General features: G+C 48.6%; 18 protein-coding genes. 6 read left to right on the forward strand and 12 right to left on the reverse strand.

Translation table 11 applies throughout. The features are described from left to right. Positions 1–6: 6 nt before the first annotated feature. A complete protein-coding gene (locus H8S75_RS16615; RefSeq protein WP_187022596.1) occupies positions 7–741 on the reverse strand; it encodes a nitroreductase family protein in 735 nt (244 codons plus the stop codon). Positions 742–958: 217 nt separating this feature from the next. Between H8S75_RS16615 and trhA the strand changes: the two genes are divergently transcribed. Beyond that, positions 959–1,606 (forward strand): PAQR family membrane homeostasis protein TrhA, encoded by a 648-nt coding sequence (trhA, locus tag H8S75_RS16620; RefSeq protein ID WP_187022597.1) that lies wholly within the window; start codon positions 959–961, stop codon positions 1,604–1,606. A 232-nt stretch (positions 1,607–1,838) separates the two neighbouring features. Here trhA and H8S75_RS16625 read toward each other — a convergent pair whose 3' ends face one another. Beyond that, positions 1,839–2,087 (reverse strand): GIY-YIG nuclease family protein, encoded by a 249-nt coding sequence (locus tag H8S75_RS16625; RefSeq protein WP_187022598.1) that lies wholly within the window; start codon positions 2,085–2,087, stop codon positions 1,839–1,841. 435 nt (positions 2,088–2,522) lie between these two features. Here H8S75_RS16625 and H8S75_RS16630 point away from each other — a divergent pair, with 435 nt between their 5' ends. Continuing rightward, positions 2,523–2,705, forward strand: coding sequence for a hypothetical protein (locus H8S75_RS16630; protein WP_187022599.1), 183 nt, complete (start codon positions 2,523–2,525; stop codon positions 2,703–2,705). Between the two features lie 186 nt (positions 2,706–2,891). On the opposite strand, the gene H8S75_RS16635 is transcribed toward H8S75_RS16630, so the two are convergent. The 4 genes from H8S75_RS16635 to H8S75_RS16650 form a co-directional block, all read right to left on the reverse strand. Continuing rightward, the gene (locus tag H8S75_RS16635; RefSeq protein WP_187022600.1) at positions 2,892–4,502 is read right to left on the reverse strand and encodes a DUF3794 and LysM peptidoglycan-binding domain-containing protein; all 1,611 of its coding nucleotides are present in this window, start codon (positions 4,500–4,502) and stop codon (positions 2,892–2,894) included. A gap of 70 nt (positions 4,503–4,572) precedes the next feature. Then, entirely contained in the window at positions 4,573–5,454 is an 882-nt protein-coding gene (locus H8S75_RS16640) for a tRNA 2-thiocytidine biosynthesis TtcA family protein (RefSeq protein WP_187022601.1), read from the reverse strand. Positions 5,455–5,547: 93 nt separating this feature from the next. Then, positions 5,548–6,210, reverse strand: coding sequence for a serine O-acetyltransferase (cysE, locus tag H8S75_RS16645; RefSeq protein ID WP_029467499.1), 663 nt, complete (start codon positions 6,208–6,210; stop codon positions 5,548–5,550). A 257-nt stretch (positions 6,211–6,467) separates the two neighbouring features. Beyond that, positions 6,468–6,872: a protease complex subunit PrcB family protein gene (locus tag H8S75_RS16650; RefSeq protein ID WP_086022245.1), complete on the reverse strand. Its 405-nt coding sequence runs from the start codon at positions 6,870–6,872 to the stop codon at positions 6,468–6,470. Positions 6,873–7,146: 274 nt separating this feature from the next. Between H8S75_RS16650 and H8S75_RS16655 the strand changes: the two genes are divergently transcribed. Beyond that, positions 7,147–7,605, forward strand: coding sequence for a type II toxin-antitoxin system PemK/MazF family toxin (locus tag H8S75_RS16655; RefSeq protein WP_187022602.1), 459 nt, complete (start codon positions 7,147–7,149; stop codon positions 7,603–7,605). A 1-nt stretch (position 7,606) separates the two neighbouring features. Here the strand turns inward: H8S75_RS16655 and spoIIID are convergent, their stop codons facing one another. From spoIIID to H8S75_RS16685, 6 genes are all read right to left on the reverse strand, one after another. Continuing rightward, on the reverse strand, positions 7,607–7,885 hold the full coding sequence (gene spoIIID / locus H8S75_RS16660) for a sporulation transcriptional regulator SpoIIID (protein ID WP_187022603.1): 279 nt from the start codon (positions 7,883–7,885) through the stop codon (positions 7,607–7,609). 105 nt (positions 7,886–7,990) lie between these two features. Next, entirely contained in the window at positions 7,991–9,454 is a 1,464-nt protein-coding gene (locus H8S75_RS16665; RefSeq protein ID WP_187022604.1) for a sulfatase family protein, read from the reverse strand. Beyond that, positions 9,451–11,712, reverse strand: coding sequence for a helix-turn-helix domain-containing protein (locus H8S75_RS16670; protein ID WP_187022605.1), 2,262 nt, complete (start codon positions 11,710–11,712; stop codon positions 9,451–9,453). Before H8S75_RS16670 ends, H8S75_RS16665 begins: the two co-directional genes overlap by 4 nt. Positions 11,713–11,734: 22 nt before the next feature. Continuing rightward, entirely contained in the window at positions 11,735–12,649 is a 915-nt protein-coding gene (locus H8S75_RS16675) for a carbohydrate ABC transporter permease (protein ID WP_055654548.1), read from the reverse strand. A 12-nt stretch (positions 12,650–12,661) separates the two neighbouring features. Then, positions 12,662–13,600 (reverse strand): ABC transporter permease, encoded by a 939-nt coding sequence (locus H8S75_RS16680; protein ID WP_207729164.1) that lies wholly within the window; start codon positions 13,598–13,600, stop codon positions 12,662–12,664. Between the two features lie 76 nt (positions 13,601–13,676). After that, a complete protein-coding gene (locus H8S75_RS16685) occupies positions 13,677–15,323 on the reverse strand; it encodes an extracellular solute-binding protein (RefSeq protein WP_055654546.1) in 1,647 nt (548 codons plus the stop codon). A gap of 377 nt (positions 15,324–15,700) precedes the next feature. Between H8S75_RS16685 and H8S75_RS16690 the strand changes: the two genes are divergently transcribed. The 3 genes from H8S75_RS16690 to H8S75_RS16700 are packed head-to-tail and all read left to right on the forward strand — an operon-like array spanning position 15,701 to position 21,205. Further along, on the forward strand, positions 15,701–17,062 hold the full coding sequence (locus H8S75_RS16690) for a sulfatase-like hydrolase/transferase (protein WP_187022606.1): 1,362 nt from the start codon (positions 15,701–15,703) through the stop codon (positions 17,060–17,062). Positions 17,063–17,091: 29 nt separating this feature from the next. After that, complete coding sequence (locus tag H8S75_RS16695) at positions 17,092–19,128, forward strand: alginate lyase family protein (protein WP_187022607.1); 2,037 nt, start codon at positions 17,092–17,094, stop codon at positions 19,126–19,128. Further along, the gene (locus H8S75_RS16700; protein WP_187022608.1) at positions 19,121–21,205 is read left to right on the forward strand and encodes a heparinase II/III family protein; all 2,085 of its coding nucleotides are present in this window, start codon (positions 19,121–19,123) and stop codon (positions 21,203–21,205) included. Before H8S75_RS16695 ends, H8S75_RS16700 begins: the two co-directional genes overlap by 8 nt. The last annotated feature ends 32 nt before the right edge of the window (positions 21,206–21,237 follow it).

Raw genomic sequence — 21,237 nt, forward strand, 5'->3', positions numbered from 1 at the left:
CCTTCCCTACTCAGCCCACGCCTTCATCATCACTTCCACGGACCGGCTCATCTCCGCGCTGAAATCCGAATTCCATTTCCGCTTGCAGAATGCACGCAGCCAGCGGTCAAATTCTTCTTCTGTCTTTCCCTGGCGGTCAGACAAAACCGATGCATACTCCGCTGCGTTCATCTGGCGGTATGTATTCTCAGATACCACCGCCGCTTCCGGCAGACGAACCGGTTTCTCGCGTTCCTGCTGCTGCTTTGTAGGGTAGCCGAACACTACCATGGCGGCAGGCACCACATACTTCGGCAGATGAAGCAGCTCCCTGTGCGTCTCGTACCGCTCCAAAATATCTCCAATATAACAGGATCCAATTCCCAGGGCAGATGCCGCCACCACCGCGTTCTGGGCGGCGATCAGCGCGTCGCAGGAGGCCAGCATAAAGTCTCCCATGCCTGGCTTTCTGACTTCCTCCTCATGCTGCAAAAACAGGTCGTACCATTTCCGGTAATCGGCACAGAATACCAGCACCATCGGTGCTTTGGCAATAAATGGCTGGTTGTCACAGGTAACCGCCAGCGTGTCTTTGAGCTTCTGGTCCGTCACATCTATAATAGAGTAAAGTGTCATATTGCCTGCGCTTGGAGCCTGGATCGCCGCCTGAATTACCATCTCCTTCTTCTCCGGTTCGATGGGCCGTTCCTCGTAGGCACGAACGGATTTTCGCTCATATAATTCCTGTATAGTCTGATTCATATTGTAATTTCCTCCCTGCATAAAGTATATAAGTATATTACACTGTTTTTTAAATTATTTCAGTATAATCTTATTTTTTCTTGTACTTTATTTTCTTAAAAATTTTTGCAAATCCATTGCATTTTTCTCTCACAAGTTGTATAGTATATAAAAAGATAACAAGTAGTTTTTAAAACTATGTCATATAATTTTCATTAATTGGCAAGGAGGAGACATTATGAAATTTAAAATCAAGGACCCCGGAAGCGCAATCACACATTTTATCGGCATGCTCATGGCACTGTTTGCCGCCGCACCGCTTCTCTTAAAAGCGTCTGCCGACGACAGGCTCCACCTCGCTGCCCTGTCCATATTTATCATCAGTATGATCCTGCTTTACGCGGCGAGCACCATCTATCACACACTGGATATTTCTCCAAACGTGAACAGAATTCTGAAGAAAATTGACCATATGATGATTTTTATACTGATAGCCGGAACATATACTCCGATCTGCTTAATCGTTCTGGGTGACCAAACAGGCTGGGGACTTCTGGCACTGGTATGGGGAATCGCGATAGCCGGTATTGTCATTAAGGCCTGCTGGATCTATTGTCCCAAATGGTTCTCCTCTGTACTCTACATCGCCATGGGCTGGATATGCGTCCTGGCATTTACAAAGATCATCAATGCTCTTCCGCGGGCTGCATTTGGCTGGCTTCTGGCCGGCGGTATCATCTACACGGTGGGCGGTATCATCTATGCGCTGAAACTGCCGATCTTCAACTCGAGGCATAAGTATTTCGGCTCTCATGAGATTTTCCACTTATTCGTCATGGGCGGCAGTCTCTGCCACTACATTATGATGTATCAGTTTGTAGCATAAGAGAGCAATGAGTCCGGCTCGCTGTACTCTCGCGCCGGAGCGCGGTTGCTTCAGCAGCCATATTCCCTTGGCGCGAAGTGCGCCTCCTGCCCGGAAGGCTTTTTATGTAATAGGGGCACCTTCCTATTACATAAAAACCGCAGTTCTTTTCCAATAATGCGAAGAACTGCGGTTTTTATTTGTCCAGATACCTCTGCCGGTTTACCCTTCATCACACAGTGCAGTACCAGTATTACAGCGGACTGTCAGCCACCAGCTTCAGCTTGTCCTTCCTGGATAGCTTCTTGATGGCGGCCTCACGCTTCATGGCCTCCTCTTTCGTCTCAAAAATCTCATAATACGCCAGTGACACCGGTCTGCGCGCCTTGGTGTACTTGGCGCCCTTCCCCTCGTTATGCGCCTTTAAGCGCTTGTCCAGCTGGTTTGTCCAGCCGCAGTACAGTGTATCGTCTGCACATTTCAACAAATATGTATAATTCATCTTCCGTTGCTCCTGTTTCTGAAATTTCACATTCCCGATCACTCAAACCTTTGCCGCATCTAACCGCTCGGACGACGTCCTGCACCTGCCGCCCTGATCCATGTTATGTAAACGGTAATCACGTCTTGCAATCACGTCACTACCGCCCAGGAATGTTCCCCTGTCATCTATTTCAAGCACCAGCTGGATGCGTTATGGCGCCGTCTGGGGTACTGCATAGCTATAATATATTATATAACAGAAGGGGCGGATGTGTGAACACTAAATTTCCAAATCCACTGGAATTATCGTCGCAGTTCACAGCCCTGTCGTCCACTGCAGTAAATTATCTGTTTACATCGTGAATGTCTCCGCCCAGCCTGCGCATATTAATCCTGTAACCAGTCACGAAGCTTCGTTTTGGCATGCTTTCGACAAAGCGGCCGTTTTTCTGCCATGGACAATAAAAATGATGAAAGAGGCGCCTCCTGTCCCTGTAAATGGGTAAAATGCTCCCGCCACGGCGACTGCGGCGCCTGCAGAGAGCATCACGAAAAAGAGAAGAAGTTCCCGCCCTTCTGCGAGAAAAATCCGCGCAGGAAAAAAGGCGCTGCAAAGTCCTCCAAAAAGGACTTATGACACGTTATACCAGTACTGCATTACGCAATGCAGTACTAGCAGCGCCTCATACCAGCAAAAAGGAGATTCTGCCGCATACGCCGCACCATCTCCTTTTTGATCTTTCCCACAGCAGCACAGGGCTTTAGCGTGTTTGAAAATTCAAGCCCGTAAGCTGTGCCCCACGCTCATAAACGTTCCATTGTTCTATGACATTTCCTTCACCAGCAGCAGACGGTCTCCCGGCTTGATCAGACTGTCGGTCAGCCCATTGGTCGTCATGATAGTTTCCACCGTTGTATGGAATTTTTTTGCAATTTTCCACAGAGAATCTCCGGGCTGGACGATATAGCCCACAATTCCCGGCATCTGCTGCAGTTTTTTTAAGTCCATCGGGGCTTCCGATACATTTTTGATCACCTGCTCGCATACCGGCTGAAGGGCCAGCAAATCCAGCGCGATCGTGGCCTTCACCTCCACCGTGCCGCCGCCCATCATCACAGCGCTCATCTGCTCCAGTCCCGGAACCAGCTGGCAGATGGTCTTCTCATTGATCCCCGGCGCCTCGATTAGATAATGGAACGGAATCACCTCCACAGAGGACTGAATCGGCTGGCTGTCGTCCGCAGTCAGATAGAGCAGACTTACCTCCAGCACGCCCTCCACGTGAAGTCCATCCTCCTTGACCTCCGTCTCGTCAATCTTCACCACGCCCTCGCTGTGGCAGATCTGAAGGATACGGTCCGCGTGATCCATGTTTAGCTTCTCAGCAATCTTACATTTGCTCATATTCTTGGTGAGCACCTTGTCAAAGCATGCGTCTCCCGTCTCAAGAGACAGCTCCCGGTTCGTGGAGTAGAGATCGCTTAACAGTTCCATGCTCTCTTCCCGATAGAGCTTCATATCCAGCTCCAGGACGGCATCCACGTCGAGCTCCCGCATTTCCCCGTCATAATCGGGCTTCGCTTCAATTTCCCGGTGAATCAGATGAACCGACACAGAGGGCACCATCTCCTCGGAAGCCTCGGATAGATCCAGCTCTCCGGTAAATGGAATACTCTCTTCCAGCCACTGAACCGGCGCGTCTTCCCCTTCTCCCTGGTAAATGACGAAGACCATCAGCTCCCCATCCAGCACCATTTTGCCGTCTAACGGCCTGGTGGTAATACCGCGGAGCTTCATCTCACTCCACAGAATGTGATCGATGTTCGGTTTATTTCCGGACAGCTGTAAATTCTCCTTGATCCGGTATGTATCCTTGCGGCGCACCGCGATCGCAGCCACATCCACATTGCGGCGCAGAACCTCTACCTGAGGCGTTCCATTTAAATCGCTGACGCCTCCCATCATGGCCGGCGCCCCTGCGCCAGACATACCGGTGTCCAATTCTACGGCAGCCTCCACGTCATAGAGAGTCTCCACCTTTACTTCCAGCGTGACGATAGCCTTAATGCTCAGCTTTCTGGAATTGATCATGCCGGCATTTAAATCTTCCAGATCCCATCCCAGCTGGACATAGTCCTTCTCTTCCAACCCCGGCACATTGATGGGTTCCTCAAAGGAAATGGAACCGCCCAGAGCCTGCAGTCCTCCCTCTGACTTCCTGTATAGGACATTAAAATCCATTTTCCCGCGCACCAGGACCCGTTCTCCCTGGTTTTTCACGGATTCGATGACGATTTCACCGGAATCGAGAATGACCTGATCCACATCGTCCATAGTATCCGGAACGATAAAATCATCGTCGAGGGTTATCTGTGACGTGGCGTTTCCTTTCCAACGGTTCATATGTATGTTTTTCTTCACCAGCTCCAACATAAAAAAGCACCTGCCTTACCTTCTATATTCCTTTAAGAAAGTTTATGCAGGTGCATGTTCCAATATTACGTTAATATTCATCCAGAAAATGATGGCGCTCCCCATTCTTCACATATCCGATGCAGGCGTCTAAGTTGACGTTGGTTACGCTCTTGAAAATGTTGTTTTCGATGTTGGGATTGATCTTTCTAAATTCCTCAATCAGTTCCTTCATCTCCTGACGCTTCGAGGAGTGAACGATATCGCCGCCGGCCATCCCGTCTGACACGGCACTTTCGGCTCTCATGGCCCGTTCCTTTGCGATGGCCTCCGTGAACCGGCAGGCACACTGCAGAAAATGCAGGCCGTTCTCTTCCTTCCAGTCGATAATTGCCCGCTCCTTCACAAAATACAGCGGTCTCAGAAGCTCCATCCCTTCAAAATTCGTGCTGTGGAGCTTCGGCATCATGGTGTTGACCTGCCCGCCGTACAGCATGCTCATAAGCACCGTCTCGATCACATCGTCAAAATGATGCCCCAGCGCGATCTTATTGCATCCCAGCTCCTTCGCATGGGCGTAGAGGAATCCGCGCCGCATACGCGCACAGAGGTAGCAGGGGGATTCATCCACATCTATCACCACGTCGAAGATGTCGGAATCGAATATCTCGATGGGAATCTCCATCAGGGCTGCATTTTCCTCGATCAGCTGCCGGTTCGCCGGATGGTATCCCGGATCCATCACCAGAAAATGAAGCCCGAATTTCATCTTTCCATGGCGGAGAATCTCCTGCATGCACTTTGCCAGCAGCATGGAGTCCTTGCCGCCGGAAATACAGACAGCAATGTTGTCTCCCTCCTCGATCATCTTATATTCATTCAGCGCATCCACAAAGGGGCGCCATATTTCCTTGCGGTAATTCTTGATAATGCTGCGTTCGATCTGCTGGCAGCGTGTCTTTGGTTCCTTCATCTGATCGGCCTGCTCCTGTCTGCTTTTCTGATTTTCTGCATTTCTGCATTTCTGCTTTTCTGCTTTTTCACTTTTCTGCTTTTTCGCTTTTCTCTATTCTGCGTTCTCTTTTTCCCTGACACTCGCCAGTTCTTCCTGAAGGGACGCGATTGTCTCCTCCATCTGCCGGATCCGCTCTTCCATCTTGCAGTAGTGATCCATGGTCACAAGATTCTTTTCCTTTTTGGGAATCGGCACGCCGTCGATCTTGACAGCCCGGGCCGGGACGCCAACTGCCGTCACATTATCCTGAAGCGGCTTTAACAATACGGCGTTTGCCGCAATGGTACAGTTATCCCCCACCTCGAAGGACCCTAATATCTTGGCTCCTGCCCCTACAGTCACGTTGCTTCCCAGGGTCGGGTGGCGTTTCCCCTTGTTTAAGCCGACGCCGCCTAACGTAACGCCCTGGTATATCGTACAATTATCTCCGACTACCGTTGTCTCGCCGATCACCACGCCGCAGCCATGGTCAATTAATATCCCGTGGCCCAGCTGCGCCCCGGGATGAATCTCTATCAGTGTGAAAAACCGGGCGATCTGTGAAATCAGCCTGGCGGCAAAAAACATCTTATGCTTATAAAACCAGTGTGCAAACCGGTGCCAGATCAGCGCATGAACGCCCTGATAAAGAAGAAGCACCTCTAAGGCGTTCCTCGCCGCCGGGTCACGTTCCTGAACAGCTTTTACATCAAGCCATATATCCTTTAATATCATACGATCCGTCCCCTTTTCTTTCCATTTACCTTCCATTTAATTCCTAGTGAAACAGTATACCATAGTATATCATATGATGTGGAAAGAAAAAAGGACAATTTCCAGAAATTTAAAGTTCCTCTTCCCAGTCAACATCAAGTATTGCAAACATTTTCTCCTGCAATTCTATACTTTTAAAGATAGTAAAAAGGCGTCAAACAGTCATTTGACTGTTTGGCGCCTCTCTTCTCAGACATGCCGCATTTCCTCCTGCCTGGCTACTGGAACACCACCGGCAGCTCGGAAAGCTCCGTCTTGATAACAATGAAGGGGAATGAGGGTTCCGTCCCCCCGCTTTCACCTTTTTCCGGTCCCAGCAGATCCGTATCCAGTACGATGGAGTTCTCCGTCAGATACAGCTCATTCACAGTGATGCTGTAGCCGCCGGTGTCCTGTTTTCCATATCCAACCACTATGTATAAGTTCTGGTCGTCGCTGTAGGTCAGCTTGAACGGCGTCTTCTGCTTTTCGGCAATAATCTGCTTTAGCTCCTGTGGAATATCTGCTTCCGCTGTCACGGAAAATTCCAGGTCCCGTACTTTGTTTCCGTCATCCTTGCTCATGCTGCACCCGCTCAGTGTCCGTACAACCAGAACCCACATGCAAAGGCACATGAACAGCATCCATTTTCTGTTCAATAAACTCTTCATAGCACTCTCCCCGTTTATGTTGATTATTACTATCTTATTCGTCCATGCCGGGGAATATGCAGATTTTCCAAAATCCGTCTGCAAAAGGTAATCCCTTCCGTCTTTTCTAAAATTTTCATCGAAATACCTGTTTATCTTCCGGACCAATGGAAATACTCATAAACAGAACGACAGGAGACGGACAACCGCCAAGGGCCAGGACCGTTTCCGCAAATTATTGACATAGATGTATTAACAGGAGGAGACCATGATGAATCATTTATCAGATAAATATAAAGAAAAACCTGTGCTGCGCGGCGACTTATACTATGCCGACTTATCACCGGTAATTGGTTCGGAGCAGGGCGGACTGCGCCCCGTACTGATCGTACAGAATAACACAGGAAACCGTCACAGCCCCACCGTGATCGTCGCGGCCATTACCAGCAGGACAACCAAAGCCAAGCTTCCCACTCACGTGCCGGTAACCAGAGAGGAAAGCGGTTTAAAATGCGATTCCACCATCCTTCTCGAACAGGTAAGAACCATCGACCGCTGCCGCTTAAAAGAGTACATAGGACAGCTCTCACCCGGACAGATGGAACTGGCGGACACCGCCCTTCTCACCAGCTTCGGGCTAAAAAGAGAGACCGCTGTCCGGGACCGTACTCCTGTGACGGTCCGGACAACGGTCCCCTCCCGCATGTATTCCATGCAGTCATCATAGCTTATTGGTCTGAATCTTTGCTGCACATGGCCAGCCTGTGCTGGTATTTCTCTTTCGTAGCCAGGCCTCCCCGGATGTGACGCTCGGATTTGTTGATGTCGAGAATCACTCTAGCCCGGGCTGCCAGGGAAGGATTGATGTGCTCTAAACGGTCTGTTACATCCTTATGTACCGTAGATTTGGAGATACCAAATTTCTTCGCCGTCTGCCTTACCGTAGCATGATAGTCTATGATGTAGTTGGCTATGGCAACTGCACGCTCTTCAATATATTCCTTCAAGAAAATCCCCCTGCTTAGGACGTTTTTACAATCTTATGCGGGGGGATTTGCAAATATGTATAGCACGGCTTCTTTCCTTACTTCAGTTGTAACTGACGTTCTTTCCTACTGGTATCTCTCTCGGAATTCCTTTAAATCCATAGCCGGAAGCACCATGCTGTCGTTGATTTTTCTCATATGCTCTGCCAAAATACCTATGAGCCTCTCTGCCACCTCATCATATTCCTCATAAAACACCAGATTATCCGTTTCCAGCCTGTCCTGATCCAGATCATACACCTCCAGGAATATCTCATCCTTAAAAAAGTCCACAATCAGCTTATAGTTTCCGTCAATCACGCAGCGACTGTAATTCCCCAGGGAGGCGTTCCCGTCATATTGGATATATACAGCCCTGTCTCCTGTATCAGTCCCGTCCTCCAGCAGCTGGCGCAGGGAACAGCCGTCCATTAGATGCCTAGGAGAAATGGAATTATAGTCACAGATAGTCGGCAGCACGTCAATGTGACTCACCGGCTGCTCAATATGCCTCCCTCCATTCCTGCTCTCCGGCAGTTTCACAAGAAACGGTACCCTTGCGGATTCCTCATACATGCACATCTTCTGAAACAGACAGTGTGCTCCCATCATCTCTCCGTGATCCGAGGTGAAAATAATCATAGAGGAATCGTAAAGCCCTTTCTCTTTAAGCACTCCGATGATGCGGCCCACACAGTCATCTAATAAAGCCACCAGCCCCAGGTAGACACGGAAGCTTTCCTTCCACTCTTCCACAGAATACTGGTTTCCAATCACTCCCGTCAAATTGTATTTCTGCAAGGGAGACTGGTGGGGATACCAGACTCCCGTGTTCTCCGGCAGTTCAAAATCCGACTGGCTGACTTTGGAATACCATGGCTCCGGGATATCGAAAGGCGGATGAGGCGCTAAATGCATCATGCTGAGAAACAGAGGCCGGTCCCCCTTCACTTCCCGCAGAGCTTCCACTGCCCTGTCCGTAAAATAACCGTCAAAATAGTAAGCGTTCCCCTCTTCATAGATCCCTGTAGACGCATTCGAATAATTGCTTATGCGTGTATATTTCCCGGCATGCATTTCCGGTACCGGTGTGCGGAACCGTTTCCCTCCCGGCTGACGTTTCCCCTCCTCTCTTAAAAACTCCTTATACGTCTTTTCTGTGGTCAGCCACTTCGTCTTAGACGCCGCCCGGCACTCCAGCGGCTCTCCCTCTGTAAAATAGTGCTGTTTACCGCTGTGGATACACTCCATATCCAGGCGTTCCATCATATCGTAGAGATTATCAAATGCCGCCCCCACCCGGGAGTATCCCTTTTCCGGTCCAAACCAGCCATTAATCAGGCTCCCATTTCTGCCCGGATAAGTGCCTGTAAAAAGGGCGCCCCTGGCCGGGACGCACAGAGGGCAGGCGCAGTAGGCCCGTTCAAAGATTACGCTCTCTCCCATAAGCTGCTCCAGATTAGGCGTCACCCCCATCCCCAGCACATCGCTGCGCAGCTGGTCAGCAGCAATCATAATCAGATTATTTCTCTTCTCCCCCTCTATGCTCATAGGATTGATTCTCCCTCTTTCTTTTTATCCTGCCTCTTCTTATATTGATAAGGAGTGATTCCATAAGTTTCTTTAAATATTTTAATAAAATACTGCGGCGAGCTGTAACCAAGCCTGTAAGCGATGTCCTTCATACTGTAATCCTGGCTGATCAGTTCCAGCGCCCGGTTTAACTTTTTTTCTTTTATGTATTCTGTATAGCCTTTCCCCATCAGCTGCCTAAAGGTACGGCTCAGCACATCTGGCCTCAGTGAAAAACAGTCGGAGAGGTAGTCCAGAGAGATATCCTTTTCCAGCTGCTCCTCTATTATCTGTTCCAGTCTGGCCTTTAAATCCTCACTTTCCGGCTTTTTCTTCTGCCGGATATTGGTTAAGAGAACTTCACACAGACGGTTCATCCAGTCGCAGAAGGCTTCGATATCTGCCAACTGCTTATAGTATTCCCTGATATCGTATCCATAGACCACCCACATATCCAGCTGATGCCTCTGTATGGTCTGATACAGCAGCGTCACTAAATCCCGCAGAGTTGACTGGCAGTAGTCGATTCCATAGTTACCGGTCTGGAAGGATACCTTCAGGGCTTCCATGTGGTATTTAAAATCCAGAATATTCTCGTTGTTAATATCCTTTTCAATAGCTGCAAACATCTTTAAATGGCTGCCATTGCTTTTTCTTCCCGGTATCTTTAACTTCTCCCAGGATAAGAATGGCTCATCGTAATAGATAAAGCGGTAACGTGCGGCCTCTTTGGCGCTTAAATAGCTTTTTCTCAAATTTTCCTGATTCAATTCATAGGGAACGCCTGAAACAAAGCCCTTCATTTCTACAAACTGCCGAAAATTCTCTGAAAGCGCGGCACGGATCTGCTCCTCCTTCTCCTCCTCATCTCCGTCATATACAATGACCGCCACCACTTCTTTTTTATCCATGGTCGTCAGAAACAAGCTTCCGCAGCCGCTGCGGCTGTCGTACCCACTCTGCACTCCCGTTAAAGGAAGACTCTCCCAGTCCCTTTCCTTCAGATAGACAATAAAGCAGCAGACTCTGCTGAATGGACAGCCGGAAAAGAGCGTTCCATAAGCCTGATCCGATTTACGGTTTAAGATCAGGGAACGCAGAGAATTCTGCTGAAGCACCTCCTCCGATGACTTCACAGTCTCATTAAGCCCCGATATGGTATCCGTCAGCACCGTAAGGGAGCTGTCGAAGCTTCGTCTGTCCTCTCCTATGGTAATTCCGGCCTGTTTGGATACTACCAGGACGCGCTTATGGTACACGGAACAGTTGAGATAAGAGATTCCTGCCAACACCAGAATATTGAACAGTATAGAAATACCGAAATTCATTAGAAAAATCCGGCTCTTAACATTATAATCCGCCAGAAAGGCATAATCCGGCATATAATAAATATAACTCAGCCCAGTTAAAGTGAAGGCGTTGGAAAAGACAGTCACCGGTTCACCGGATACCTTCATCTTCACGGACCTGGCGCCGCTCCCCGGCTCCTCCCAGGTACTGGTTCCCTTTAGATTATCCAGAACTTCCTGACTTCTCCCCTTGTCAGAACCGGACTGATAAAGAATTCTTCCATCCTCAGCCGCCAGTACAAAGCATCCCTTGCTTTCGTCAATATATTCCTGAAAACTGCCTGGAGAGATATGAAAAGCGGCCACAATGGTCTGCCCCCTGCCTTTCAGACCAAAGATTTTTTTCACATAGGTAAGAACCGGTTCTCTGGAGGGATATACTCCGTCAGACAGTTCAAAAAAGTACTGGTCTGCGCCCATCTTCTCAAATTCAAAATACCATGGAAGATACTGGTTTACCTCCTTTTCGTCCAATGGAAAGTGTATTTTATTAAATCCTGTCACGATGGTTCCGGTTCCTTCATAATAGATGTCCATACTCACCACATACGGATACACCTTTCTGATCTCCTCCAGTTTTCCTACCAAATCGGTAATCGCCTTCGGCGAATCGATGATAGAACGTTTCTGAGGAAGCAGGACAGGCTCATTTAACCTCGCATCTGAAAAATAAAGCTGTGGAATATCCACCAGAGATTCCATAATCTGCTTGTCTATATTTCGAAAGGCCAGATTGGTAACACGCTTATTGTAATCGATAAAGCTTTCCAGATATACTTTGCTGTTCATATCATGAAAAACAAAGTAATTGAACGCAGAGAGAATTGTGATACTGCAAAGATTAATGCACAAAAGTATGTAAAAAATCGAATATCTTTTAGCCCCCATGGTAAGTCCTCCAATATCTTTGTTAACCTTTGACGGACCCCACCATCATTCCTTTTACAAAATACTTCTGCAGGAATGGATAGGTGCACACAATGGGAAGCAGAGACAACACCAGTGCCGCCATCTTCATGGTCTCCGTATGCACCACCACATCTACCATTGCCTCCATATCGGCCGTCTGTCCATTGGTCAGTATCGTCTGAAGGACATACTGAAGGACATAAAGACCGGTTTTCGTCACATAGAGCATGTTGTCCATCCAGGAATTCCAGTGCTGAACACAATACCATAACGAAATTGTAGCCATAACCGGCTTGGATAAAGGCAGATAAATGCGAAATAGGACCATAAAGGGCGTGGCTCCGTCTATCTTTGCCGATTCCTCCAGTTCTCCCGGTATACTCATAAAAAAGTTTCTGGTGATGATGAGGGCAAAGCCTGTCATCATACAGGGAAGAATATAAACCAGAAAATTGTTGGTCAGGTGGAGATTCTTAATCAACAGATATTTAGGAATCATTCCGCCTGAAAAGTACATGGTAAACACCACAAAAAGCATGAGGCCCCTCCGGTAGGGAAGGTTTAGTTTCGACAGCGGATAGGCCGTCATGACCGTGATCAGTACACCACAGCCGGTTCCTATAACAGTTCTCATAATCGTGATAAAATAGCTGTGCCAGAAATTGCTGTCAGTTGCAATCTTGCGGTAGCCCGAGAAGTCAAATTTCGTCGGAAACAAATGGAAGCCCGTCGCGTTTACGACGGAAGCAGGACTCATGGAGATTGTCACCACCTGCATGAAGGGAAGGATAATGGATATCATTAAAAATGCCGCCATGCCGTAGGCAAAACAGTCTACTGCCCAGTCTTCCATACTCCTTTTGTGTTTTCTGACGTTTATGCCTCTGTCTTCGCCGCTGTTATTATCTTTTTTCATCGTTCTCCCCCTTTACCATAACGCATAATCATTTGTTTTTCCGGCCACATAATTGGTCAGTATGACAAGAATAAATGAGATGGTATTTTTAAACAGATCTACCGCAGTGGTAAAGCTGTACTGCATCTTCTGAATACCCATCCGGTATACAAAGGTAGAAATTACGTCGCCAACGGAATAGGTACTGGGTGTCAGGAAGTTGTATACCTGCTCAAAGCTGTCATTTAATATCTTACCGGATTCCATGATGAGCATAACGGTGATAATAGGCGCCAGCGCCGGCAGTGTCACATGGATAATCTTTTTAATTCTGCCCGCTCCGTCCATTTCCGCCGCTTCATAGAGCGTGGGATCTACCGCTGTAACGGCGGCTAGATAGACAATGGAGCCCCAGCCTATGGATTTCCACAAATCAGACATAACCAGAACGCCGCGGAAACATCTTGGCTCAGCTACAAAGAAGATGGGATCAATGCCCAGGTTCTGAAGCAGTATATTAATTGGCCCTCTAGACGGAGATAAAAACTCAATGATAATGCCCGATACCACGACCCATGAAACGAAATGAGGGAGATAAGAGACCGATTGAGCGAACTTTTTGAACCGCGGAGCCTTAATCTCATTTAATATCAGGCAGAGTACGATCGGGGCCGGGAAACAGATTAAAAGCTTATAAAAGCTGATGACCAGCGTATTCTTCAGTACGGAAAGAAAAAATGGATCGGTGAACAGCGCTCTAAAATGCTTTAGTCCCACAAACGGGCTGCCGCTGATACCTTTTAAGGGATAATAGTTCTGAAATGCGATGACCAGTCCATACATGGGGCCATAGCAGAATACCAGAAAAAACAGGATTCCTGGAATCAGCATAATATAATACTCTTTATAGTGGGTCATATTGTAGAGAAAGCCTTTTTTCTCCGTCTTGCCCTTTCGTGCTTCTGATGTCATTTAAGTACCTCCATGAAAAAAGAAGGGAGCGCAAATGAAAAATTTATCTGAGCGCCCCCATGTCTGCTTCAATTCATTATTTTGCCGCGGCAAGCTTCTCGGCATATGCCTTCTGTACGGCCTTTTCTGCCGCTTCGCCGCCTGCTTTCTTAAACTCTTCCACAAATGTATCGAAATAGTCGATCGGCTTTGTGCCTGTGATCATATCGAAATATGCCTGCTCCGTAAGGGTATCCAGCGTCGCGATAACCTCAGAGAATTCCTCAACCGGAGGCGCATTAAAACGGTAATAGCCGTTACCGGTCACTTCATGCCCGAATTTCGTCTTCTGTGGTGTTACTTCCTGTGCGAAGTTTACAGTACTGCCGAAATCTACCTGAAGCACGCCTTCTTTACGCAGCTCTGTACCCTCCATTATTCTGACAGGTCCCTGCGGTGTGGTCTTGAAATGCTTGCCTTCCAGCCCGTAGTTTACCATCTTTGCATAATCCATATCGGAATAATATGCATCTAACATAGCCAGGAATGCATCTACCTTGCGGGGATCACTGACTCCCTTTGTGGTTAAACAGGTCAGACGGCCTGTTAAGTTCCAGCCTTCTGTTCCGGACTTTCCCTCCGGCCCGACAGGAGCCGGCCCAATCACGATATCCGCGTCGGGATTTAAGCCCTTTAACTCCTTCATGCAGACGCCCCAGTTGTTCTCATCCGTCGTATCTGTACTGGCATTTAAGTAGTGATACGGCTGGGCAGAGGTCAGACCGATCTTTCCATTCATAAAAGAATGAGACAGCCATGCATATCCGCCATGGTTCTCGCCTGTAATGAATTCCTTGTCGATCAGACCCTTGGTATACCAGTCATGAAGCGTGGTAAGCGCTTCTTTCGCTTCCGGGCGTATATATGGGAAAAACGGTACATTATCTTCGCCCAGCTGCATTTCCTCTACTTTAAATCCGGTTCCGCCTCCGGTCACACAGCGCATTCCATAAGCGCCGAATACTGCGCCGAATGCCCTTTCTGCCATACCAGCCGTGTCCTTCTTTCCATTTCCGTCAGGATCCTGCTCCACAAATGCGGTCAATACTTTCTCGTAATCCTCCAATGTCTCCGGGACTTCAAGGCCCAGCTTGTCCAGCCAGTCTTTTCTCCAGAACATAGCCATGGGAACCGCGTCCATGGGATTTACGATACCGTAATTCTTTCCGTTATAGATCATGGTACTCCAGAGGGAACCGTCATCATTGGCATCCGCTGTCTTTGTGTAATTAGGAGCCTTTTCCCGGATCTCTTCGATGGGAATCTCTCCGATGATCCCACCATCAACAAATGCCGGAAGCTGACTTAAGTTATCGATAACCAGTACGTCAGGCATTTCCCCTCCTGCGAACCTTACATTTAAGTTCTCCCAGAATTTATTGGAATCCACGTACCATGCCTTTAAATCAATATTGAAACGCTCTTCAATCGCTTTCACTACTTCCGCGTCATCATCTACTTCAGAGGAGGTCTGCCCTACCAGCCATTCCATCTCTACCGGCTCGCCTTTTTCTGCCGCTGTAGTTTCCTCCTTCCGGGTCTCTCCCTTTTGATCTTCTGCAGTCTGTGACTGTGTCTGCTCCGTTTCCTTCGCCGTATTCTTTGAGGAAGAACAGCCGGCCAGTGCTGACGCTGCCATTACAGATACCATGAATCCGGCTATGAGCCGTTTTGATCTCTTCATAATCATACTCTCCTTTTAAATGTAAAGTGCTTGAGTTCCAAACGCGCTTGATTCTGGGTACATGCTACCACAGACATTTCCGATTGACAATCTGTAAAAATTTGAAAAATACCACTTTTTTGTGGCTTCTGTATTTAACTTGTGATCTGCAAAAATCCACATGTTTACAGCATTCCTGCTGTCAGTTTATTATCATTTCTGCTTTATCTGCCATTTTATCCTCTATTTTTAAGTCCTTAAGAACCCATTTTTTAAATTTTCTTACGCACGATTCACAAAAATTTGGTATTTTACAAAAAAGTGCCGTTGAACCTAATTTTCCCTATCCTTATAATAAACTCAGTTTAAAAAAAATTTTGTAAAGGAAAAAATAAACCATGAACTCACGGCGACCCAATATTCTGTTTCTCATGACTGACGAACACCGGCCGGACTTAACGGGTTTCGCAGGAAACACAGTGATCAGGACCCCGAACCTGGACCGTCTGGCAAAAGACAGCGTCGTATTTGATCACGCCTATACGCCTTCTCCGGTATGTATTCCGGCGCGCCAGTGCCTGATGAGCGGCCAGCTGCCGCGAACCTGCGGCTGCCAGATATTCGGGGAAGACTTGCCGCCCTTCTACCCCACGTTTGCCCGTACCTTTTCAGAACATGCTTACAATACGGTTTGCTGCGGAAAGCTGCATCACAACGGCCCTGACCAGATGCAGGGCTGGATGAGACGAATCGGCCGGGACTGCCGCATCACGGAATCCTTTGTGCCTGAATTAGATACCAGAGAGCTGGCCCGTGTAAAGATATCAAAGGAAGAGCATCGCTGGACCAATGCAAAGGAAGTCAGACGTTCCGGCGTCGGACACGCCAGAAACACGGTGGAGGATGAATACACCCTGCAGGGGGCATTAGATATTATAGAGGAAATTTTCGAATCTCCTTATTACGATAAGCCTCAGCCCCTCCAGCCCCTTCTGCTGAAGGTGAGTTTTGTCCTGCCTCATTATCCTTACTTTTGCAGCGAGGATTTATTTAAATACTATTTAAACCGGGTTCCCCTATACGGCCCCGAGCAGAAGCTGTCCGGCCATCCTTACCTGGATACAAAGCACCTGGAAATAGGAAAAGATGTAACCATGCGTGACGTGCAGCGCACTACAGCCGCTTACTATGGTATGGTCGAAACAGTCGATGGATATATTGGTCAGATTCTCCATAAATTAGAGGAAGCCGGGCAGAATCTGGATGACTGGATTATTGTTTTTACCAGCGATCACGGAGAAATGCTGGGCGAACACGGGATCTGGGCCAAGCATAAGTTTTACGAGTCCAGCGCAAGAGTACCCCTGTTTATTCGCTGGCCCGCAGAGTACAGACCGCGCCGGATAACCTCTAATGTAAACCTCTGCGACTTATACGCCACCCTCTGCCAGCTTTGTGATATTCCCATTCCTGCCGGCCTCGACAGCCGTTCCTTATCCTGCCTTATGGCCGGCAAAGAAGAAGACTGGGATGATGAGAGTATCAGCCAATATCTTGGAGAATACTTAATGATTAAAAAAGGAAACTTAAAATACCAGTATTACGGACCGGACATGCCCCGGGTTTTGTTTGACCTTGCCGCTGATCCATCCGAAACAATAAACGTTATCGATTCCCCCCAATATAAAGAAGCCGTTCTCCGCTTTGAAAAGCGCAGCCTGGAACTGGGCTTCGGCCACAAAAAACCAATACCCGGATGAGATTATCACAAAGTAAAAGGAGAAATCACATGACAGAGACATACCCGCTGTTTCAGGACATTTTAACAGAAGGCGCCACTGCTGCCTCGCTGTTACCCGGCTTGAAGCAAAGAGTTCTTCAAACAAACGGGCAGATAAGCGCCCTGGAAAGAGGCCGCTGCATCAGGGAGCAGTTTCCTGACCTGGCTGTGGACACGCTGCGCCTGGCCGATGAAGCTCTGGCTGGCCGGCTGGTACTTCCCGGCACAGGCCCAACGCTCCACTTCATCGGCAATCCGCCGGAATGGACAGAAAATCCCGTGAACGATAATGAATACACGTTTCATTTAAACCGTATGCACCATTGGAAAACCATGTGCGAAGCCTACAGCCTGACCGGGGATTTGACATATGCAAAAAAAGTTATAGAAGAAGTGAATGACTGGATTGATTCTGTACGCTGCCCCGCCTTAACTGACGAGAAGGGAGACTATGTGCCGGGACGTTTCGACGGACTCACCCCCTGGAGAGCCTTAGAGGCCGGAATCAGAGGTTACCGCACATGGCCTTATGTAATTGAACTTTTGGCAGAAACGCCCTATATGAATGAATCCTTTTTAGAAAAGCTGGTTCCATGCATCTATGTTCACTGTCTGGTATTGTATCATATTTCCCCGCTTCTGTGGCCGAAGGCAGATCACAACCACTATTTGATGGAAAACCTGGGCCTGCTGTCCTTCTCCTGTCTCTTTCCGGAGCTTAGAAACAGCAGTCTTTACCAAAATCATGCCTTAAAGGAGCTGGACCGGTGTATGGAAGCCCAGTGTACGCCCTGCGGGGGACAGATCGAGGGATGTCCGTCCTACCATAATGGATGTGTGTTCTGGTTTGCCATGCGCAATGTATTCTCCAGAAAATTTCATCTGCCGGAATCGGAGGCATATACCAAAAAGCTTCACAAGATGTTTCTCCACTCAGTCCACGCTACCCGCGCCTGCGGAGGCAACTTCCCATGGGGAGACAGCCATACGGCCGACAAGGAATCCTTGTGCCTTTCCGCAGTCTCCTGCTATATGGCATCAGGCAATCGGGATTATCTGGCCGCTGCCGCTCATTTCTATCCTGTTTCTTCCATATATGAGGTCATCAGGGATAATCTGTGGAGAATTCCTGATATCACGCATTTAAAGGACGATTTAATCTGGGCGGAAGCGCATCCAAAAAAACCTGACCTTCCCCTTCTGGCCTGGCAGAAGGACTTAAATCAGGTCTATCTGCGTTCCTCCTGGGATAAACAGGCCCTAAGCCTCATGACAGGCTGCCGCACGCCCGTGCAGAATCTCCACGCTCACATGGACCCGGGAGGCTTTGATTTCACCGCGTACGGCCTTCCTCTGATCTCCGATCCAGGCATTTATACGTATAAGGATGATGAAAACCGATACCGTTTCAAAAGAGCAGCTTCCCACAACTGTCTGACGGTAAATGACAGGGACCCGTGGGAATACAGGGGTTCCTGGAAATACGGCCCTCAGAGAGAGGGCTTCATCTGTGAAGTACAGGAGGCAGCCGGTCTTACCTGCATTACCTCCTGCCATGAAAATTATGCTCCGGCACAGACGGTCCGCCATCTGGCCCTCATTGGTAACCGTCTTCTCCTGATCATCGACCACGTAACCGGTCTGTCCCCGGATGACACAGTACAGGTACACTACCATTTAAACAGAACGCATCTGGTGTGTGGTGATGACCGCTCCCTTTATTCCTGTGATGACGGCCCCTCCATCGAGCTTGCGGCAGGCGCCGACTGCGAAACCATCATAACAGACGGAAAAATCTCCACTGCCAACAACATCTGCCACGATTCCAGGCAAGTCTGCTTCCGCTTAAATCCAGACAGCAGCGGCACATGTTACTTTGCCGTATTAGCAGTTCCCTACCCGGTTACCCAGAATAAGCGGACCGTATCTGTCCGCCAGGCTCTTAACGGGGACAGCTTTACCGTAGTATGTGAGTTTAAGGAATACACTCTCCGCTTTATACTGAGCGGCAATAAACTGAAGAAGGAGGAAATACGCCATGAATAATATCCCCGGCGATGAAACACTTCTCACAGACAACCAGCTGTTTGAAGCTTTAGACCTTAATCTCCCCGGCCTCTCTGAGGTAAAATACAACTGGGCCAGGGGTAATGCAGCACTGGCTAAAAAAGCGCTGGTCAAGTACTTCGAGCAAAGAACGCAGGTGACCTATTTTTATGACTGCCGCAGCCTTCCGCTTAAGAGGATGGAGCCGGATGAACTGCCATACGCCTATCAGTCTTCCCTGGGCCTGCGCGGCAGCTTGAAGGACTTCTGCTTACAATCCGGGCGCAGTATGATGGAACACCGCTATCTTCTGCCGGGTGCCAGAAGATCAGAGGACTTAGGCCCTTCCTATGAAAATATGATACATTTTAACTTTCTGAAGGATCAGGGAAAGCGCCACCGTCACAGTCTTGATATGTTTGTAAGAGGACAGTTTTTCGAGGCTCTGTCCGTCCTTTATCACGAGGAAGGCGACACACAGGTGATTGCTACCTTCACGGAGCTTGTACATAAATTTTTTGAGACCTATCCTCTTATTGTAGAGGATCCGTCTGCCGGAGCCAACCGTTTCCAGTATACGGAGGACCGGGATGCCATGAGCGTGGGCTGGCTGACCATCGTTCTCATCAGCTTGTTTTATACCAGACTTCCCTATGAGACCGACATCGACACAGCCTTTGATCTCCTGAAGCATATCTGGTTTTTGGGAATTCAGTTCAAGCGCTTTGAAGAGGATGGCTACCGCCCTTACAATCATCACATGTGGGAAAGAGGGCTGGTTCCTTTCCTGCTCAGCATCCTGCTCCCTGAGATTCCTGATTTTCGTGCTTACAGAGAGAGAGGGGCCGGCATCGTCTGCCGCCATATAAAAGAAGATTTCAATGAAGACGGTGGTTACAGTGAGCATTCTATTGCCTATTGGTCAGGTGCTGCTATTGGAGAAATGCTGTTTCGCGGCATTTATCTGGCTAACTTAAATGAAGTGCCTCTTCTGGATGAAGAATCCCAACAGAAGATATACGCTTCCTTCTCCCTTCTGTCCATGCTTACCCCGCCCGGCCCCCTCTACCCTTCCCTGGGGGACAACGGCGGCCCCTTAGCAGACCCAATCCTTCAGCTGGGCATAAAAATGCTTTCACACCCCATGTGCACAGAGCTGGAACGCGCCAGAATGCTTCAGAAAGACGCAGATCCGGAGATTCTTCCCCGTGATTTCTGCAGCACAAAAGCCGGTTTTCTCTGCAGTCGAAGCTCCTACCGGCATGACGGCAATTATATCCTCATGTCCGCCAAGACCGGCTGCGGCTGTTCCGGCCATAACCATATGGATTTACTGTCCCTGTTTCTTACCTTCCGCGGTCAGGCCTTCATCGGGGAGCCGTACACGGACAAACTGTATCATTCCATACGGATGAACAGCGAACTGCGCGGATATATGTATAACATGACCTCCCATAACACGGTACTGGCCCATGGGGAGCCTGTTCTGCCCGACTGTGTCTATGCAAATAAATGGGGCGTTTACCGCCCGGATACGCCGGTGACTGAGTATTGGACCGATCCCAAAGGTATTTATGTCAAAGCGCACCATGATGCCTATACGTATTGCCGTCACACCCGCCGGATTCTGTTCCACCGTACCCGCGGTCTTATCATCCGTGACGAGATGGAACGGGGAAACCGCCGGGATAAGCCGCATATCCAGCGCTGGCACTTAGAACCTGGAACTGTCTGCCGCATTCTCAATAATTATTCGGTTCTGATGGAAAAAAACGGAGTTTCGCTTCTCTGGATCTGGACAGACTGCTGTGATATCCGACTGTGGAAGAATACATCTCTATGCCCTGAAATCTATGGCTCCGAAGATATGCTGGCTCCGATTCTTGATGTGTCCTTTCTGGGACCGGAAGATAAAAAGGTGGATATTGGTACTATCACGTTAGATCTTCTCATCCTGGATGTGACAGATGGAACGTGGAGCTCCGGCCTGGGTCTCCATTCCTTAAGGACCAAACTCCGGGAGCAGGCTCCTGCCATGGATGAAAAATTATCACTGGAATGCTTCCCTGCCCTCTGATCAGAATCTCACGCTGCATGTAAATACATTAG

This window comes from Hungatella hominis (genome assembly GCF_014288005.1).
Lineage (GTDB): Bacteria > Bacillota > Clostridia > Lachnospirales > Lachnospiraceae > Hungatella > Hungatella effluvii.

Coding starts and splice junctions, on each gene's coding strand:
- H8S75_RS16615 (WP_187022596.1), bottom strand. CDS start 741: ATGAATCAGACTATACAGGAATTATATGAGCGAAAATCCGTTCGTGCC.
- trhA (WP_187022597.1), top strand. CDS start 959: ATGAAATTTAAAATCAAGGACCCCGGAAGCGCAATCACACATTTTATC.
- H8S75_RS16625 (WP_187022598.1), bottom strand. CDS start 2,087: ATGAATTATACATATTTGTTGAAATGTGCAGACGATACACTGTACTGC.
- H8S75_RS16630 (WP_187022599.1), top strand. CDS start 2,523: ATGGACAATAAAAATGATGAAAGAGGCGCCTCCTGTCCCTGTAAATGG.
- H8S75_RS16635 (WP_187022600.1), bottom strand. CDS start 4,502: ATGTTGGAGCTGGTGAAGAAAAACATACATATGAACCGTTGGAAAGGA.
- H8S75_RS16640 (WP_187022601.1), bottom strand. CDS start 5,454: ATGAAGGAACCAAAGACACGCTGCCAGCAGATCGAACGCAGCATTATC.
- cysE (WP_029467499.1), bottom strand. CDS start 6,210: ATGATATTAAAGGATATATGGCTTGATGTAAAAGCTGTTCAGGAACGT.
- H8S75_RS16650 (WP_086022245.1), bottom strand. CDS start 6,872: ATGCTGTTCATGTGCCTTTGCATGTGGGTTCTGGTTGTACGGACACTG.
- H8S75_RS16655 (WP_187022602.1), top strand. CDS start 7,147: ATGATGAATCATTTATCAGATAAATATAAAGAAAAACCTGTGCTGCGC.
- H8S75_RS16665 (WP_187022604.1), bottom strand. CDS start 9,454: ATGAGCATAGAGGGGGAGAAGAGAAATAATCTGATTATGATTGCTGCT.
- H8S75_RS16670 (WP_187022605.1), bottom strand. CDS start 11,712: ATGGGGGCTAAAAGATATTCGATTTTTTACATACTTTTGTGCATTAAT.
- H8S75_RS16675 (WP_055654548.1), bottom strand. CDS start 12,649: ATGAAAAAAGATAATAACAGCGGCGAAGACAGAGGCATAAACGTCAGA.
- H8S75_RS16680 (WP_207729164.1), bottom strand. CDS start 13,600: ATGACATCAGAAGCACGAAAGGGCAAGACGGAGAAAAAAGGCTTTCTC.
- H8S75_RS16685 (WP_055654546.1), bottom strand. CDS start 15,323: ATGAAGAGATCAAAACGGCTCATAGCCGGATTCATGGTATCTGTAATG.
- H8S75_RS16690 (WP_187022606.1), top strand. CDS start 15,701: ATGAACTCACGGCGACCCAATATTCTGTTTCTCATGACTGACGAACAC.
- H8S75_RS16695 (WP_187022607.1), top strand. CDS start 17,092: ATGACAGAGACATACCCGCTGTTTCAGGACATTTTAACAGAAGGCGCC.
- H8S75_RS16700 (WP_187022608.1), top strand. CDS start 19,121: ATGAATAATATCCCCGGCGATGAAACACTTCTCACAGACAACCAGCTG.